Raw genomic sequence first — 14876 nt, forward strand, 5'->3', positions numbered from 1 at the left:
GGGTGCCGACCGTTGGTCGGCACACCTGCCCCATCACACCCGCCCGAACACCAGCGCGGCGTTGGTGCCACCGAAGCCGAAGCTGTTGGACATCACCGTATCCAGCCTCTGCTCGCGGCTTTCGCGCAGGATCGGGAAGCTCTCCACCTTCGGGTCCAGCTCGGCGATGTTGGCCGAACCGGCAACGAAGCCGTCGCGCATCATCAGCAGGCAGTAGATCGCCTCGTGCACGCTGGCCGCGCCCAGCGAATGGCCGGACAGTGCCTTGGTCGAGGACAGCGGCGGTACCGCATCGCCGAACACTTCGCGGATCGCGTTGAGCTCGGTGACGTCGCCCAGCGGGGTCGAGGTGCCGTGGGTGTTGAGGTAGTCCAGCGGGCGATCGATGCCCTGCAGCGCCATCTTCATGCAGCGCACGGCGCCTTCGCCGGACGGCGCCACCATGTCGGCACCGTCCGAGGTCACGCCGTAGCCGATCAGTTCGGCATGGATGTGCGCACCGCGTGCGACGGCGTGGTCGTAATCCTCCAGCACCAGCATGCCGCCGCCACCGGCGATGACGAAGCCGTCGCGGTCCTTGTCGTAGGGGCGCGAGGCGCTGGCGGGGGTTTCGTTGAAGCTGGTCGACAGCGCTCCCATCGCATCGAACATCACGCTCATCGACCAGTGCAGGTCTTCGCCGCCACCGGCGAACATGATGTCCTGCGCGCCGTGGCGGATCATGTCCGCGGCCGCGCCGATGCAGTGCGCTGACGTCGCGCAGGCGGCCGACAGCGAGTAGCTGACGCCTTTGATCTGGTAGGCGGTGGCCAGGCAGGCCGAGACCGTCGAGCACATCGTGCGCGGCACCATGTACGGGCCGACCTTGCGCACGCCACGTTCGCGCAGCAGGTCGACCGCGCCGATCTGCCATTCGCTGGAGCCGCCACCGGAACCGGCGATCAGGCCGGTACGCAGGTTGCTGACCTGCTCGGGGCTGAGCCCGGCATCGGCGATCGCATCGCGCATGGACAGGTAGGCAAAGGCCGCCGCGTCACTCATGAAGCGCTTCTGCTTGCGGTCGATCAGGGCGTCCAGGTCGAGGTCGACACGGCCGCCGACCTGGCTGCGCAGCCCGGCTTCGGCGTGGTCGGCCAGCGTGGTGATGCCCGAGCGGCCTTCGCGCAGCGCAGCCGAAACGGTATCCAGATCATTGCCGAGGCAGGACGTGATGCCCATGCCGGTGATGACGACGCGACGCATCAGAAGCTCCCGGTTTCAGTGAACAGGCCGACGCGCAGGTCGCGCGCGCTGTAGATTTCGCGGTCATCCACGTACATGCGGGCGTCCGACTGGGCCATCACCAGCTTGCGGTTGATGACCCGGCTGATGTCGATCTCGTAGCGCACGAGCTTGGCGTCGGGCAGCACCTGGCCGGTGAACTTCACTTCACCGCAGCCCAGCGCGCGGCCCTTGCCGGGGGCGCCCAGCCAGGTCAGGAAGAAGCCGGTCAGCTGCCACATGGCATCCAGGCCCAGGCAGCCGGGCATCACCGGGTCGCCGATGAAATGGCAGCCGAAGAACCACAGGTCCGGGCGGATATCCAGTTCGGCGCGTACCATGCCTTTGCCATGCGGTCCGCCGTCCTCGCGGATTTCGGTGATGCGGTCGAACATCAGCATCGGATCGTTGGGCAGACGGCCGGCGGCGGCGCCGAACAGTTCACCGCGTGCGCTGGCCAGCAGCTGGTCGCGGTTGAACGCGTGGAGACGAGTCATGGAAAGCGCAATCCTGGAAGCGAAAACGAGGCAACAATCCGCCGAGGATGCACGACGGTTGCAACGGGAATCAAACCGCCGCACCGTACGCGTGCGTAGTGTTTTCCCTTCAGATCGCGCATCCCGTTGATGCACAACGACCATACTTCCCCGTCTGGACCGGTACGGTGCGGGTATGATGTCGGCCAACCATGAACGCACTGCGCAAGATCATCCACGTCGACATGGACGCCTTCTACGCGTCGGTGGAGCAGCGCGACGATCCGTCACTGCGTGGCAAGCCGGTGGTCGTGGCATGGCGCGGCGCCCGCTCGGTGGTGTGCGCGGCCTCGTACGAGGCCCGCGTGTTCGGCGTGCGCTCGGCGATGCCGGCGCTGCGTGCCGAACGCCTGTGTCCGGATGCGATCTTCGTGCCGCCGGACTTCGCACGTTACAAAGCGGTGTCACGCCAGGTGCGCGAGATCTTCCTGCGGCATACCGATCTGGTCGAGCCGCTGTCATTGGACGAGGCCTATCTGGATGTGACCGAGCCGAAGAGCGGCATCGAACTGGCCACCGACATTGCCCGCACCATCCGTACGCAGATCCGTGAAGAAACCCAGCTGACCGCTTCAGCCGGGATTGCGCCGAACAAGTTCCTGGCCAAGATCGCCTCGGACTGGCGCAAGCCCGACGGCCAGTTCGTGATTCCACCGCAGCGTGTGGACGCGTTCCTGACGCCGCTGCCGGTGAACCGGGTGCCGGGCGTGGGCAAGGTGATGGAAGGCAAGCTGGCCGCGCGCGGCATCGTCACCTGCGGCGACCTGCGGCAGTGGGCACTGATCGATCTGGAGGAGGCATTCGGCAGCTTCGGCCGCAGCCTGTACAACCGCGCACGCGGTGTGGACGAGCGGCCGGTGGAACCGGACCAGCAGGTGCAGTCGATTTCTTCGGAGGACACCTTTGCCGAGGACCTGCTGCTGGAGGACCTGGCCGAGGCGATCGTGCAGCTGGCGGAGAAGACGTGGAACGCCACCCGCAAGACCGAGCGCGTTGGTCATACGGTGGTGCTGAAACTGAAGACCGCGCAGTTCCGCATCCTTACCCGCAGCTTCACCCCCGACCGGCCCCCGGACTCGATGGAAGAACTGCGCGACATCGCCCTGGCCCTGCGCGCCCGCGTCGACCTGCCGGCTGAGACCCGCTACCGCCTGGTGGGTGTCGGCCTCGGTGGCTTCCGCGAGAAGGAGCCAGTGGTGCAGGGCGAATTGTTCGAGCACGGACCGAACGATTCCACACCTGGCTGATCTTCGTGTCGACCAAGGTCGACACCCACCAGGAGCGGGTCATGCCACCCCGCCATCCCACGGATACCAAGCTGTTGCCGTTGCATTGAGCAGGTGCAGGGCGCAGCCCTGCAAAAGAAAACCCCTACCTCACGGCCACTGCATCTCGCCCTTGGCCACCTTCGCACTCAGCTCCAGCGACTCCACCCCGGCCAGCTTCGGATAGCGCGCCTGCATCGCCTTCACCAGCGCCGCACTGTCCCTGGCCTTTGCCGTCTCGGCATCGAAGGCGCGGATGTAATCTGCGGTGAAGCGCAGTGCACTGGCATCCAGCGCCGCACCCGGTGCGTAGTGCCCCGGCACCACCACCGTCGGCTTCAGGGCCTGCAGCCGCCGCAGCGTCTGCAGCCAGTCGGCGTGTGACCTGGGCGTCTGCGTATCGGCCATCCACACATGCTCGCCCGCCACCACCGGAATGCCGCCGACGATCGCGCGCAGCGACGGTACCCACAGCACACTGCGGTCCGGGGTCGGGCCATCCAGGCCGATCAGCGGCAGGCGCTGGCCTTCCAGCTGCAGCGTGTCTCCCTCCAGCACCTGTGGCACCACGATGCGCGCGGGGACATCGGCCCCCATCTTCGGCCCCCAGTAGGCCAGCTTGCCGGCCTGGGTCTGCTGGATGTGGGAAACGGTCTGCGCGGTGGCGACGATGCGCGCCTGCGGGAACGCATCCTGCAGCGTGGCCAGGCCGAAGTAATAGTCCGGGTCGCCGTGGCTGATGTAGATCGTGGTCAGCTGCTTGCCGCTGGCGCGGATCAGGTCCACCAGCCTGCGCGCGTCGCTGGCGCCGAACTGCGCATCGACCAGGATCGCGTCATGGCGGCCTTCGATCAGCACCGAGGACACCGAGAACATCGCCTGCGGGCCGGGATGGAAGGTCTGCAGGTGCAGCTGGGTTTTCGTCGCCGTGGACGGCGACGCGGCGGCCGGTGCGGCCAGCAGCGGGGCACTGGTGAAACTGGCGGCCAGGGCGAGGGGGAGCAGCAGGGCAGCGGTACGCATGGGGATGTCCTTGTGGGGATATCGGGCCGAGCATCGGCTCGGCGCTACAGGTGGGTAGCGCCAGGCCATGCCCGGCGAACGGGCAGGCCCGCGCATGCCATGATCAGTACGCCGCAGTGATGATCTGCTTCGGGTACTTGTGTGCTTCCAGTTCGGCGACGAAGGCTGCGCCATAGTCGGCGTAGCTGATGCGGCTGTGACCGCTGGCATCGGCGAGGAACGCCTTGGGCTGCACGCGGTACTGGCCACGCTCTTCGCCCGGGCCGATTTCGGCGGCCGGCGAGAAGAAGGTCCAGTCCAGGTCCTCCACCGCCTGCAGGCGCTTGAAGGCTTCGCGGTGGGCCAGCGCGTACGGCTTGTAGGCCTCGGGGAAGTCCGGCGTATCCACCAGCTGCACGCCGGGGGCGACTTCCAGGCTGCCGGCACCGCCGACCACTACCAGGCGTGGCACGCCGGCCTTGCGCGCGGCGGCGGCCAGCTGTGCGGCGACCTCGCCGACGCGGCCGATGTCATCGCCCGGGCGCGGACCGTAGGCGCTGGCCAGCACGTCGTGGCCGGCGATAGCGGCAACCAGCGCATCCGGGTCATCCAGCGAAGCGATCACCGGATGCGCGCCGGCCAGCTCGGCCGGCAGATCCTGCGCGCTGCGCACGATGACGGTGAGTTCGTGACCGTGGGCCAGTGCGTGGCGGGCGATCTGGCGGCCGATGTTGCCGGTGGAACCAACGAGGGCGATCTTCATGGCAGGACTCCGTGGGGCGGTGTGGGGTGGGAATGGGGCCACTCTAGGCCGCTGCAGTCGCTCGAAAAACAGCGTATAACGCGCTTGTTTGTTGCATGGATCGAGCATATGGACCGATTGACCGCCATGACCGTGTTCGTCGAGGTGGCCGAGCGCGGCAGCCTGACCGCGGCCGCCGAGGTACTGGACATGTCGCGGGCGATGGTCAGCCGCTACCTGGCCGAGGTCGAAGGCTGGCTGGGTGCGCGCCTGCTGCACCGGACCACCCGCCGGGTCAGCCTGACCGGTCCCGGCGAAGCGGCGCTGGCGCGCTTCCGGCAGATGCTGGAGATCGGTGAGGCGCTGCAGGGCGAGCTGGCCAGCGATGATCCCGAGCCGCACGGCACGCTGCGCGTGACCGCCAGCGTGTCGTTCGGGCAGAGCCATCTGGCGCGCGCAGTGGCCGGTTTCGTCGCGCGTCACCCGGCGGCGCGCATCGAGCTGCTGCTGGTCGACCGCACGGTGAACCTGGTGGAGGAGCGGGTGGACCTGGCGGTGCGCATCGCGCGCCAGATCGACCCCAGCCTGATCGCGCGGCGGCTGGCCACCTGCCGCTCGGTGCTGTGCGCGACGCCCTCCTACCTGCAGGCACACGGCACGCCGACCGCCCCCGAGCACCTGGCCGCGCACAACTGCCTGACCCACCACTACGTCGGCAAGAGCCTGTGGCAGCTGCACCGCGACGGACGTTCGCTGTCGGTGGCGGTGGGGGGCAACATCAGCGCCAATGAGGCCTCGCTGCTGCTGGAGGCGGTGCGTGCCGGCGCCGGCATCGCGATGCTGCCGACCTACCAGGTGGCGCCGCTGCTGCGCACTGGCGAGCTGATCGAACTGCTGCCGGAATTCAGCCTGGACGAACTCGGCATTCATGCCGTGTACGCATCACGGCGCCAGCAGCCCGCTATCATGCGGCGATTCCTGGACTACCTGGCCGAGTGTTTCGCCAGCCCGGCCTTCCAGGATCTGGATTGGCGCCCACCGGGCAAGGAGAACACATGAACCATGGACAGGCCTTGATCGACCACAACCGTGCTGCCTGGGACCGCCAGGCCAGCGAGGTGCGCGAATGGTCACGCCCGGTTGAAAGCTCAACCATCGCCGCCGCGCGCGAAGGGCGCTGGCAGGTGCATCTGACGCCGCGTGCACTGCCGCTGGACTGGCTGGGCGATGTGCGCGGCCGCCGCATCCTGTGCCTGGCTTCGGGCGGTGGACAGCAGGCGCCGGTGCTGGCCGCGGCCGGCGCTGATGTCACCGTGTTCGACCTGTCCGACGGGCAGCTGGAGCAGGACCGCCAGGTCGCGGCGCGTGATGGCCTGCAGCTGCGCACGGTGCAGGGTGACATGCGCGATCTGCACGTGTTCGCCAACGACAGCTTCGACGTGGTGTTCCATCCGATCTCCAACCTGTACGTACCCGACGTGCGCCCGGTATGGACCGAATGCCGCCGCGTGCTGGCACGCGACGGCATGCTGATGGCCAGCTTCTACAACCCGGTGCTGTTCGTCGGCGCACGTGATCCTCAGCTGGATGCGCAGGGCTTGATCCGGCCGCAGTACTCCATTCCCTATTCGGACCTGGAAGACCTGGCGCCGGCCGAGCGCGAGGCGAAGCTGGCGCGCGGCGATGCGCTCACCTTCGGCCACAGCCTGACCGAACTGATCGGTGGCCAGCTTGACGCCGGCTTCGTCATCGATCGCTTCATGGAAGACTGGCAGCCGCAGCCGCGCTTCCTGATCGACCGCTATCTGCCCACGTTCCTGGCCACCCGCGCGCGCAGGATCGGCTGAGGCGGGCCTGCAAAAAAGCAGGCCGACGTACAATGGACGGCCCCACGTCGCACAGGTGCCGTCCCTTGTCGTATCCCTATCCGCTGGTCGTGTTCGACCTCGATGGCACGCTGGTCGACAGCGCGGCCGATATCGCCGAAGCACTGAACCGCACGCTGGAAGACATCGGTGTGGCGCGCGTGCCGGAAACCACGGTGCTGGGCTGGATCGGCGATGGTGTGCGTCGCCTGGTGGAGCAGGCCGTGCATGCCGCCGGCCGCGAGGTCGATCTGGCCGCGGTGATGCCGGTGTTCATGGTGCACTACCGGGAATGCCTGCTGCGCAGCCCATGCCTGTTCGATGGCGTGGCCGAGGCGCTGGCACAGCTGCGTGCGCGCAACGTGGCGCTGGCGATCTGCACCAACAAGCCAGAAGCGCTGGTGCCTCCGCTACTGCAGCACCTGGGCATCGGCGACGCGTTCGCGCTGATACTGGGCGGCGACTCGCTGCCACAGCGCAAGCCCAGTGGTGAACCGCTGCGCCACATTGCTGCGCACTTCGGGTTGCCGGTAGACGCCTGCCTGATGGTCGGTGATTCGCTCACCGACTATCGCGCCGCCGAAGAGGTCGGCATGCCGATCGCGCTGGTGCGCTACGGCTATCCGCGTGGCCTGGATCTGGCCACCGCACATGCGGTGGCGGTGATCGACGACCTGCGTGAGTTGCCGGGGTTGCAGCGCTGATGCAACGGACATCCCTGGTCGCCGGCCGGTCACCCGGGCCGACGCAACGGGTAGTGCCGGCCGCTGGCCGGCAACCCGGAACGCTTTGCCGAAGGTCATGATGCTGCCGGCCAGCGGCCGGCACTACCATGACCGTTGCGGTCATTTCGGCTGGTAACGCACGCTCAGCTGGTACTCGCGGCCGGGCTGGTTGTACCACGCCACGGTCTCGTACCTGCGGTCGAACACGTTGGCCGCACGCGCCAGCAGCGACCACGACGGCGTCAGCGCGTACTCGGCACGCAGGTCCAGCGTGCCGTAGCCGCCGACCTTCACCGAGTTGCCGGCGTTGTCATAGCGCTTGCCCGCGCCCTGCACGGTCAGTCCGGCGCGGAAATCGCCGAAGCGGCGATCGATGTCCAGGCGCGCGGTCTGCTGCGCGCGGCGCGGCAGCCAGTTGTCGAACTGGGTGCTGCCGCGGGTGCGGTTGCGGGGGGCGGTGTAGCTCAGCTGCGCGTTGATATCGAAGCCGGCCAACAGCGCGCCACCGGTCAGCTCGGCGCCACGGATACGCGCCTTCTCCACCTGCTGCATCTTCATCGTGAGCGCGTCATAGGTGATCAGGTCATCGATGCGGGTTTCGTACACGTCCAGGCCCCAGTGCCAGCCCTGGCCCTGCTGTGAAACGCCAAGGTTGGCGCTCTTGGACTTCTCCGGCTTCAACGTCGGCACGCCGCTCCACAGGTCGTACAGGTCGCTGAAGGTGGGTGCCTTGAAGGCGGTGCCGTAGCTGGCGTTGACGCGCAGGCCGTGCTCCAGCTGCATCGCCCAGCCAAGGCTGCCGGTGGCATGGTTGCCGAACTGCTGGTTGTCGTCGTTACGCGCGCTGGCCTGCAGCTGGTGGCGGCCGAAGCGGCCCTGGTACTGCACGAACACGCCGGTGTTGCGGCGGCTGTCAACGAGGTAGCCCGCGCTGCTGCCATCCAGGTTGTCTTCACTCCAGTCCACGCCGGCGCTCAGCAGCTGGCCTTCGGCCAGGCCGAAATCACCCTGCAGCGAGGCGCTGTTGCGGTGGGTCTGCGCACTACCGAATACACCCGGCGCACCATAGTTGTCCGATTCGTTGTCGCTGCGGCCGACGTTGGCGGTGAATGCCGCGCGTTCGGACGGGGTGTAGCGCACCTTGCCGGCCAGCACCTGCTGGCGGGTTTCAGAGTAGTTGTAATAGCCGTCGTAGTGGTTCCTGCCATCGGCGCGCAGCGCGCTGCCTTCCACGTTCCACTGGTCGTTGAAGGTGTAGCCGCCGCGCAGGCTCTTGGACAGGTTGCGGTAGCCGTCGCGGTCGGGTTCGTCGGCAAAGCAGCCGGCAGTGAATACCGAGGAAGAGCCGCGGCAGGCGTCGATGCCATCGGAATGCTGGTAGGCGATGTCGGCGCCGAACCAGCCGCGTTCGGTGCCACCCCCGATGCCGCCGCTGGCTTCGCGCAGGCCGTTGCTGCCGCCACCGAGCTGGAAGTGCGGAGCAAAATCGCCCTGGTTGCGGCGGGTGAAGATCTGGATGACGCCACCGATGGCGTCGGCGCCGTACAGGCTGGACTGCGGGCCACGCACGATCTCCACGCGCTCGATCTGCGCCAGCGGCAGATCCTGGTACATGGCCAGGCCGAGGTCGGCGCTGTTGATGCGCACGCCATCGATCAGCACCACGGTGTGGCCGGAGTTGGTACCGCGCAGGAACAGCGAGCTCTGCTTGCCGAGGCCGCCGGCGTTGGTCAGGTTGATGCCGGCGCGGCCGCGCAGCAGTTCCTGCAGCGAGGTGGCCTGGCTGGATTCGATCTGTGCGCGGTCGATGACCTGGGCCGGTGCGATGCTGTCCTGCAGGGCGATCGGCGTGCGGGTGGCAGTAACCAGCACCTGGTCGAGCGCGATGGTGTCATTGGTGGCCTGCGCCAGCGCCGGCAGTGTGGCCAGCGCGGCCAGGGTGAGCATTCGGGTCTGCAGCTTCATCGGGGGACTCCAGGTGCCACGCACGCCCGCGCAGCGAAGGGGAGGAGCCGCGAAGCCAGGCACGCGCCGATGCCACGGCCGACGCCGTGCTCATCCAGCGCCATGCCCACCGCATCGCGACCTGAGGCTTCCGGGCCGGTCTCCGGGCTTGCCGCCGGGTGGCGCGAGGCCACCGTCCAGGCGCCTTCCCATGCGCGTGGCACAGTGGCGTTGTTGCCTGGAACTGACGTGCTTACCGTTGCGGGGGCAGCGCCGGCCTGGCGTGGAATCACGCGTCACCGGCTTCCCGTTTCAACCTGCCGGCCAAGGCCGCAGGTCACCTGGAAGTGCGCGCAGTCTACGGCATCGCCAGCTGGTAAAGTGAGAGGTGTCGCACGCGCTTCTGGTTGGAACCTGGAACATGATTGCAAAGGATCGCCTGCAGTTCCTCGACTCGCTTCGGGGCCTGGCTGCCGTCTATGTTGTGTTGTATCACGTCCAGTCGATGCCGACGCCCACGTTGTCTGTCGCGGGCTGGTTGTTGCCGGTGCTGCAGCTGGGGGCCACGGGTGTCGCACTGTTCTTCGTGATCAGCGCATTTTCCCTGTGCTATACCCAGCCTCGCCACAGAGCCAGCGGCCGGCCGTTGCTGAGCTTCTACCTGCACCGCTTCCTGCGCATCGCGCCGCTGTTCTATCTGCTGCTGGCGTTCTCGATTTTCCGCGATGGCCGGGGTAGCCATGCCGGCCACCCGTGGGCCGAGATCATTGCCAATGCCACATTCACATTCAACCTCTTCCCCGGTTGGGACCAGGGAATTGTCTGGGCCAGCTGGGCAGTCGGGGTCGAGATGCTGTTCTATGCGATCTTCCCTGTGTTGTACCTGTGGGTGAATGACGGGCGCCGGGCCTGGATGCTCCTCCTGGCGCTGTTGGGCCTGGCGGCATTGGCCGGAACTGGCTCGCTGGGAGCACGCGTGGAGGCTTCGCTGGGCAGCTACGGCTGGCTGACGCACGCGCCTGTGTTCGCGATGGGGCTGGTGGCGTATCACGCATACAACGCTCTCTCGCGGCTGCCGTCCGCGCAGGCGCGCGGGTGGGGAATGGCTCTGAACATCGCCGGTGGCCTGGTGCTGCTGCTGGTCATGACGGGAACAGTGGGCGGCTGGAGCGGAGCGAGCCAATGGCAGCTGGCGGGCCTTGGCTACCTGGCATTGCTGGTGGGTTGTTCGCAATGCCCGCCACGCTGGTTGATCAACCGGGCGACGGCCTGGCTGGGTACGGTGAGCTACTCGCTCTACCTGGGGCATCCCATTGTGATCGCCTTGCTGGGGCCGGTGTTTGGCAGGCTGCTGGCGGTTACCGGTGGCGGGACAGCCGGCTATCTGCTGTGCGCTGCGCTGGTACTGGCAGTCGCACTGCCGTTGGCCGCGCTGGGGCATCGCTGCATCGAAGCACCGATGATCAGGCTGGGCAAACGCGTGATGGCATCGCTGTCCGCATCAGGTGCAGGGGCCTCGTCCAGGCAGGCAGAGGGCGGCCCACGCTAGAATGGCGCGCCCCGCTACGGGGACGCTGTCCGGAAGTGGTGTTCATGATGTTGCTTCAATCGTCGATTTTACCTGCGCCGTGCGCGATGCAGTCGTTGGCCAGCGCTTCATATACGGTTGCACTACCGTGATCCTCGACCTGGTCCGCCATGCCGGCAACGGTCGCGATGAGTTCCTCGATGGCCGCACCGATCCACCGCAGCTGGCCCCGCTGCCACAGGAACTGGTCGACGCCTATGCCGCACAGCCGTGGGAGCGGGTGATCAGCTCGCCGCGGCTGCGCTCGCTGCACACGGCGATGGCGCTGGCCACGGCGCGCGGCCTGGATGTGGAGGCGGACGAAGAGTGGGAGGAACTGGATTTCGGTGATTGGGACGGCCAGTCCCTGTTCGATCTGCCGGAAGACGCGTTGGCGGCGTTCCATGCCGACCCGCATGCGTATCCGCCACCGAATGGTGAGAGCTGGGGCCACTTCGAGCGGCGCATTGCGCGCGCGCTGGATCGCCTGCTTGATGACGATGACCCGCTGCCGACACTGGTGGTCAGCCACGGTGGCCCGCTGCGCATGGTGCTGTCGCAGGTGTGCGGCCTGCCGATGTCGCTGTGCTGGGCGTTGCGCATCGACCATGGCACGCGCCTGCGGGTACGGCTGGAACGCGGTGAAGCAGGTCTGGTAGGCGAACTGCTGGAACTGCAGCAGCCCTGAGCGCACCCGCCGGGCATGGCCTGGCGCTACTGATCCCGCATCACAGTGGTAGTGCCGGCCGCTGGCCGGCATCCCCAGGAACGCTGAGGCCTCAATCCTCGTCGGCGCTCTCGGCGACGCTGTCTTCAGCGTCATCGTCGGCATCGAAGCGCTGCTCATGCACCGGGCCGGAGGCCGGGCCGGCCGCTTTCAGCGGGTGCGCGGCGATGCGTGCTTCGTAGTCCTGCACCAGTGCTTCGCGCTGTGGCTCGCTCAGTTCCTGCCAGTGGCAGTCCAGCAACGCGCCTTCCAGCGAGTACAGCAGGTTCAGGCTGGGCTTGAAGCCCGCGCGCTTGACCTTGACGAAGGCGCCGACCGCACCGATCGCGACCAGGTCCTCGCGGCTGCGCAGGCCGACCTGGCGCAGCCATGCTGCACTCTTCGGGCCGATGTTGCGCAGTTTCGGTGCGCTCATCCCAGGGCCTCGACGAACACGCGGGCGATGGCTTCCAGCCCGGCCTGGTCCTCGGCATCGAAGCGGCCAACCTTGGGGCTGTCGATGTCGAACACGCCGATCAGCTCATCACCGCGCAGCAGCGGCACCACCAGTTCCGAACGCGAGGCCGAGTCGCAGGCGATATGGCCGGGGAAGGCATCGACGTCGTCCACGCGCTGGGTCACGCGCTGGCTGGCGGCCGCGCCGCACACGCCCTTGTCCAGCGGGATGCGCACGCAGGCCGGCAGGCCCTGGAACGGGCCGACCACCAGTTCCTTGCCGTCGTACAGGTAGAAGCCGACCCAGTTCAGATCGGGCAGGGCGTGGTAGACCAGCGCGGAGAGGTTGGCCGCGTTGGCGATGCGGTCGGACTCGGCGTAGACCAGGCCTCGGGCCTGTTCCAGCAGCTGGGCGTATTGTTCCGGCTTGCTGCCGGTGAGCGAGGCATTGGCGAACATGCCCGCAGTCTAGCAAGCGTGCGGGGCCGGCGATAATGCACGCTCTGTTGCCCTGCTGGAGCCCATCGATGCCATTGCCCGCCACGCTGCCACCTGCCCTGTTCGTGACCGGCACCGATACCGAGATCGGCAAGACCGCGGTCAGCACCGCGCTGCTGCACGCACTGCGCCGTCGTGGCCTGCGTGCGGTCGGCATGAAGCCGGTGGCCAGCGGCAGCGAGGATCTGGGGCAGGGCCTGCGCAACGAGGACGCGCTGGCCCTGCAGGCGGCCAGCTGGCCGGTACCGGACTATGCCGACCTGAACCCGTATGCGCTGCGGCAGCCGCTGGCACCGGAGCTGGCCGCTGCCGAAGATGGCGTGCAGGTGGAGCTGGCGCCGATCGTGGCCGCGTTCGCACGCCTGCGTGCGCAGGCCGATATCGTGGTGGTGGAGGGCGTTGGCGGCTGGTTGGCGCCGGTCTCGGCCACGCTGGACCAGCTGGACCTGGTGCGCGCGCTGCAGCTGCCGGTGCTGCTGGCGGTGGGCATGCGGCTGGGCTGCGTCAACCATGCGCGGCTGACCGCGCAGTCGCTGCGCGCCAGCGGCGTGGCGTGCCTGGGCTGGGTCGGCAATCACATCGATCCGGCCATGCAGCGCCAGGACGAGAACTTCGCCACGCTGCGGCAGCGCCTGCCGATGCCGTGCTGGGGCCGGCTGCCGCATCTGCCGGGGGCAAATGGCGAAGCGCTGGCGGCGCATCTGCTCGATTGATCCTGGGTAGTGCCGGCCGCTGGCCGGCACCTGCATCCACCCGGCGATCACGAGATTGCCGGCCAGCGGCCGGCGCTACCGTGCTGCAGCCGCCAGCTCCCGCGCCATCCCGCCCAGCCGTTCCACCGCACCGATGAAGCGCGCATCCAGGGTCTGGCAGCACGACAGTCGCAGGCAATGACGGTAGCGGGCGCCGCGCGAATAGACCTGGCCGGGCATGAACACGATGTCCTCCTGCAGCGCACGCTCGAACAGTTCGCGCGTATCCACGCCCGGCAGTTCCAGCCACAGCAGGAACCCGCCCTGCGGCTCGGTGGCGCGGGTGCCAGCCGGGAAGTGCTCGGCCACCAGCTGGCGCAGCCGCCCCACCTGCTCGCGATACAGGCGACGCATGCGGTGCAGGTGGTGCTCGTAGCTGCCCGCCTCCAGGTAGGCCGCCACGGCATCGCCAAGCAGTTGCGGTTCGCCGCCGGTGGACTGGAATTTCAGCAGCGCGATGCGCTCGGCGAAGCGGCCGCCGTCCAGCCAGCCGATGCGATAGTCCGGCGCCAGGGTCTTGGAGAAACCACCGACCACCATCACCCATCCGTCGCGATCGAAGGCCTTGAGCAAGGGCGCAGGTGGTTCGCAGAACTGCAGCTCGGCATATACCGCATCTTCGATCAGCGGCAGCTGGCGTGTATTGACCAGTTCGGCCAGTCGCTGCTTGGCGGATGTGGGCATGGTGCAGCCCAGCGGGTTGTGCACGGTCGGCATTACCACCAGCGCGGCCAGCGATGTGTGTTCGAGCAGGGCCTCCAGGGCATCGACATCCAGTCCCTGCTGCGGGTGGGTGGGCAATTCGATGGCTTGCAGGCCGAGAGTGGCCAGCAGGGGATACAGGTTGAAGTAGGAGGGCGCTTCGATGCCGACCGCATCGCCGGGTTGGGTGACGGCGCGCAGCGCCAGCTGCAGCGCTTCCATCGCACCATGGGTCAGCAGCAGGCGGTCGCTGTGGGTGTGCAGGCCCATGCGCGGACCGCGGCGCACGATCTGCGCCAGCAGCCGCGGCGAGCCATTCGGGCGTGCATAGGTTTCCACCGTCTGCTGGCCATGACGCAGCACCTGTGCGGTGTGCCGGGCCAGCTGCGCCCCGGGATAGAACTGGCGACCACGGGGGCCGGCAAAGGCCAGGTCGATGACGCCGGGTCGGCGTTGTGCCTCCAACACGCGGGCCATCAGCGCCTGCTGCAGCGGCGCGGTGGGCGCCGACGGCGTATCGCGCAGCGAACGTTCGGGCACCGACAGGCGCGGTGCGACCTCGAAGCCGGCCTTGGGTCGTGGAATCACCAGGCCGGCATCTTCCAGCTGGCGATAGGCCGCGATCACGGTGTTCAGGCTGAGCCTGCGCTGCAGCGCCATCTGCCGCAGCGAGGGCAGGCGGCTGCCAACCGGAAGGCGACCGCCATGGATGGCCTCGGCCAGTTCATCGGACAGCCGCTGGTAGCGGGGAGGGATCATCGTGTTCTGGTCATCTGTATCCATCGAAGTTCCCGCCATCTGGAGCTGTACCCATGGTGATGGCGAGCCTAGCATGTCGTTGTCGGCCGGGCCTGAT

Annotated in this window: 15 protein-coding genes and 1 riboswitch; of the genes, 7 read left to right on the forward strand and 8 right to left on the reverse strand. The window is 67.8% G+C overall.

What is annotated here, in order from left to right; translation table 11 throughout:
• Nucleotides 1-33 precede the first annotated feature (33 nt).
• Complete coding sequence (fabB, locus tag N440_RS00170) at nt 34-1242, reverse strand: beta-ketoacyl-ACP synthase I (RefSeq protein ID WP_008268699.1); 1209 nt, start codon at nt 1240-1242, stop codon at nt 34-36.
• On the reverse strand, nt 1242-1757 hold the full coding sequence (gene fabA, locus N440_RS00175; RefSeq protein ID WP_004154008.1) for a 3-hydroxyacyl-[acyl-carrier-protein] dehydratase FabA: 516 nt from the start codon (nt 1755-1757) through the stop codon (nt 1242-1244). Before fabA ends, fabB begins: the two co-directional genes overlap by 1 nt.
• Before the next feature lie 191 nt (nt 1758-1948).
• Here fabA and dinB point away from each other — a divergent pair, with 191 nt between their 5' ends.
• Complete coding sequence (gene dinB, locus N440_RS00180) at nt 1949-3043, forward strand: DNA polymerase IV (protein ID WP_133933702.1); 1095 nt, start codon at nt 1949-1951, stop codon at nt 3041-3043.
• A gap of 129 nt (nt 3044-3172) precedes the next feature.
• Here dinB and N440_RS00185 read toward each other — a convergent pair whose 3' ends face one another.
• Together N440_RS00185 and N440_RS00190 are read right to left on the reverse strand one after the other, a co-directional pair.
• Nucleotides 3173-4084 carry an MBL fold metallo-hydrolase gene (locus N440_RS00185; RefSeq protein ID WP_133933703.1) on the reverse strand — a complete coding sequence of 304 codons (912 nt, stop codon included), beginning with the start codon at nt 4082-4084 and terminating at the stop codon, nt 3173-3175.
• Between the two features lie 103 nt (nt 4085-4187).
• Complete coding sequence (locus N440_RS00190) at nt 4188-4826, reverse strand: NAD(P)H-binding protein (protein WP_133933704.1); 639 nt, start codon at nt 4824-4826, stop codon at nt 4188-4190.
• 108 nt (nt 4827-4934) lie between these two features.
• On the opposite strand from N440_RS00190, the gene N440_RS00195 reads away from it, so the two are divergent.
• The 3 genes from N440_RS00195 (at nt 4935) to gph (ending at nt 7374) form a co-directional block, all read left to right on the forward strand.
• A complete protein-coding gene (locus N440_RS00195; RefSeq protein ID WP_133933705.1) occupies nt 4935-5864 on the forward strand; it encodes a LysR family transcriptional regulator in 930 nt (309 codons plus the stop codon).
• Nucleotides 5861-6652, forward strand: coding sequence for a class I SAM-dependent methyltransferase (locus N440_RS00200; protein WP_133933706.1), 792 nt, complete (start codon nt 5861-5863; stop codon nt 6650-6652). Before N440_RS00195 ends, N440_RS00200 begins: the two co-directional genes overlap by 4 nt.
• Before the next feature lie 65 nt (nt 6653-6717).
• The gene (gene gph / locus N440_RS00205) at nt 6718-7374 is read left to right on the forward strand and encodes a phosphoglycolate phosphatase (RefSeq protein WP_133933707.1); all 657 of its coding nucleotides are present in this window, start codon (nt 6718-6720) and stop codon (nt 7372-7374) included.
• 141 nt (nt 7375-7515) lie between these two features.
• Here the strand turns inward: gph and btuB are convergent, their stop codons facing one another.
• Nucleotides 7516-9360 carry a TonB-dependent vitamin B12 receptor gene (btuB, locus tag N440_RS00210; RefSeq protein WP_133933708.1) on the reverse strand — a complete coding sequence of 615 codons (1845 nt, stop codon included), beginning with the start codon at nt 9358-9360 and terminating at the stop codon, nt 7516-7518.
• Between the two features lie 115 nt (nt 9361-9475).
• Nucleotides 9476-9699: riboswitch (cobalamin riboswitch) on the reverse strand.
• A gap of 61 nt (nt 9700-9760) precedes the next feature.
• Between btuB and N440_RS00215 the strand changes: the two genes are divergently transcribed.
• Together N440_RS00215 and N440_RS00220 are read left to right on the forward strand one after the other, a co-directional pair.
• A complete protein-coding gene (locus N440_RS00215; protein WP_133933709.1) occupies nt 9761-10888 on the forward strand; it encodes an acyltransferase in 1128 nt (375 codons plus the stop codon).
• A 127-nt stretch (nt 10889-11015) separates the two neighbouring features.
• Nucleotides 11016-11594 (forward strand): histidine phosphatase family protein, encoded by a 579-nt coding sequence (locus N440_RS00220; RefSeq protein ID WP_133933710.1) that lies wholly within the window; start codon nt 11016-11018, stop codon nt 11592-11594.
• A 91-nt stretch (nt 11595-11685) separates the two neighbouring features.
• Here the strand turns inward: N440_RS00220 and N440_RS00225 are convergent, their stop codons facing one another.
• Both N440_RS00225 and N440_RS00230 read right to left on the reverse strand, forming a co-directional pair.
• Complete coding sequence (locus N440_RS00225; RefSeq protein WP_133933711.1) at nt 11686-12048, reverse strand: TfoX/Sxy family protein; 363 nt, start codon at nt 12046-12048, stop codon at nt 11686-11688.
• Nucleotides 12045-12527 (reverse strand): GAF domain-containing protein, encoded by a 483-nt coding sequence (locus tag N440_RS00230; RefSeq protein ID WP_004154035.1) that lies wholly within the window; start codon nt 12525-12527, stop codon nt 12045-12047. Before N440_RS00230 ends, N440_RS00225 begins: the two co-directional genes overlap by 4 nt.
• 68 nt (nt 12528-12595) lie before the next feature.
• Between N440_RS00230 and bioD the strand changes: the two genes are divergently transcribed.
• Complete coding sequence (gene bioD, locus N440_RS00235) at nt 12596-13279, forward strand: dethiobiotin synthase (RefSeq protein ID WP_133933712.1); 684 nt, start codon at nt 12596-12598, stop codon at nt 13277-13279.
• Between the two features lie 75 nt (nt 13280-13354).
• Here the strand turns inward: bioD and N440_RS00240 are convergent, their stop codons facing one another.
• On the reverse strand, nt 13355-14803 hold the full coding sequence (locus N440_RS00240; protein WP_133933713.1) for a PLP-dependent aminotransferase family protein: 1449 nt from the start codon (nt 14801-14803) through the stop codon (nt 13355-13357).
• Nucleotides 14804-14876 lie beyond the last annotated feature (73 nt).

Source organism: Stenotrophomonas sp. CC22-02, assembly GCF_004365115.1.
Lineage (GTDB): Bacteria > Pseudomonadota > Gammaproteobacteria > Xanthomonadales > Xanthomonadaceae > Stenotrophomonas > Stenotrophomonas forensis.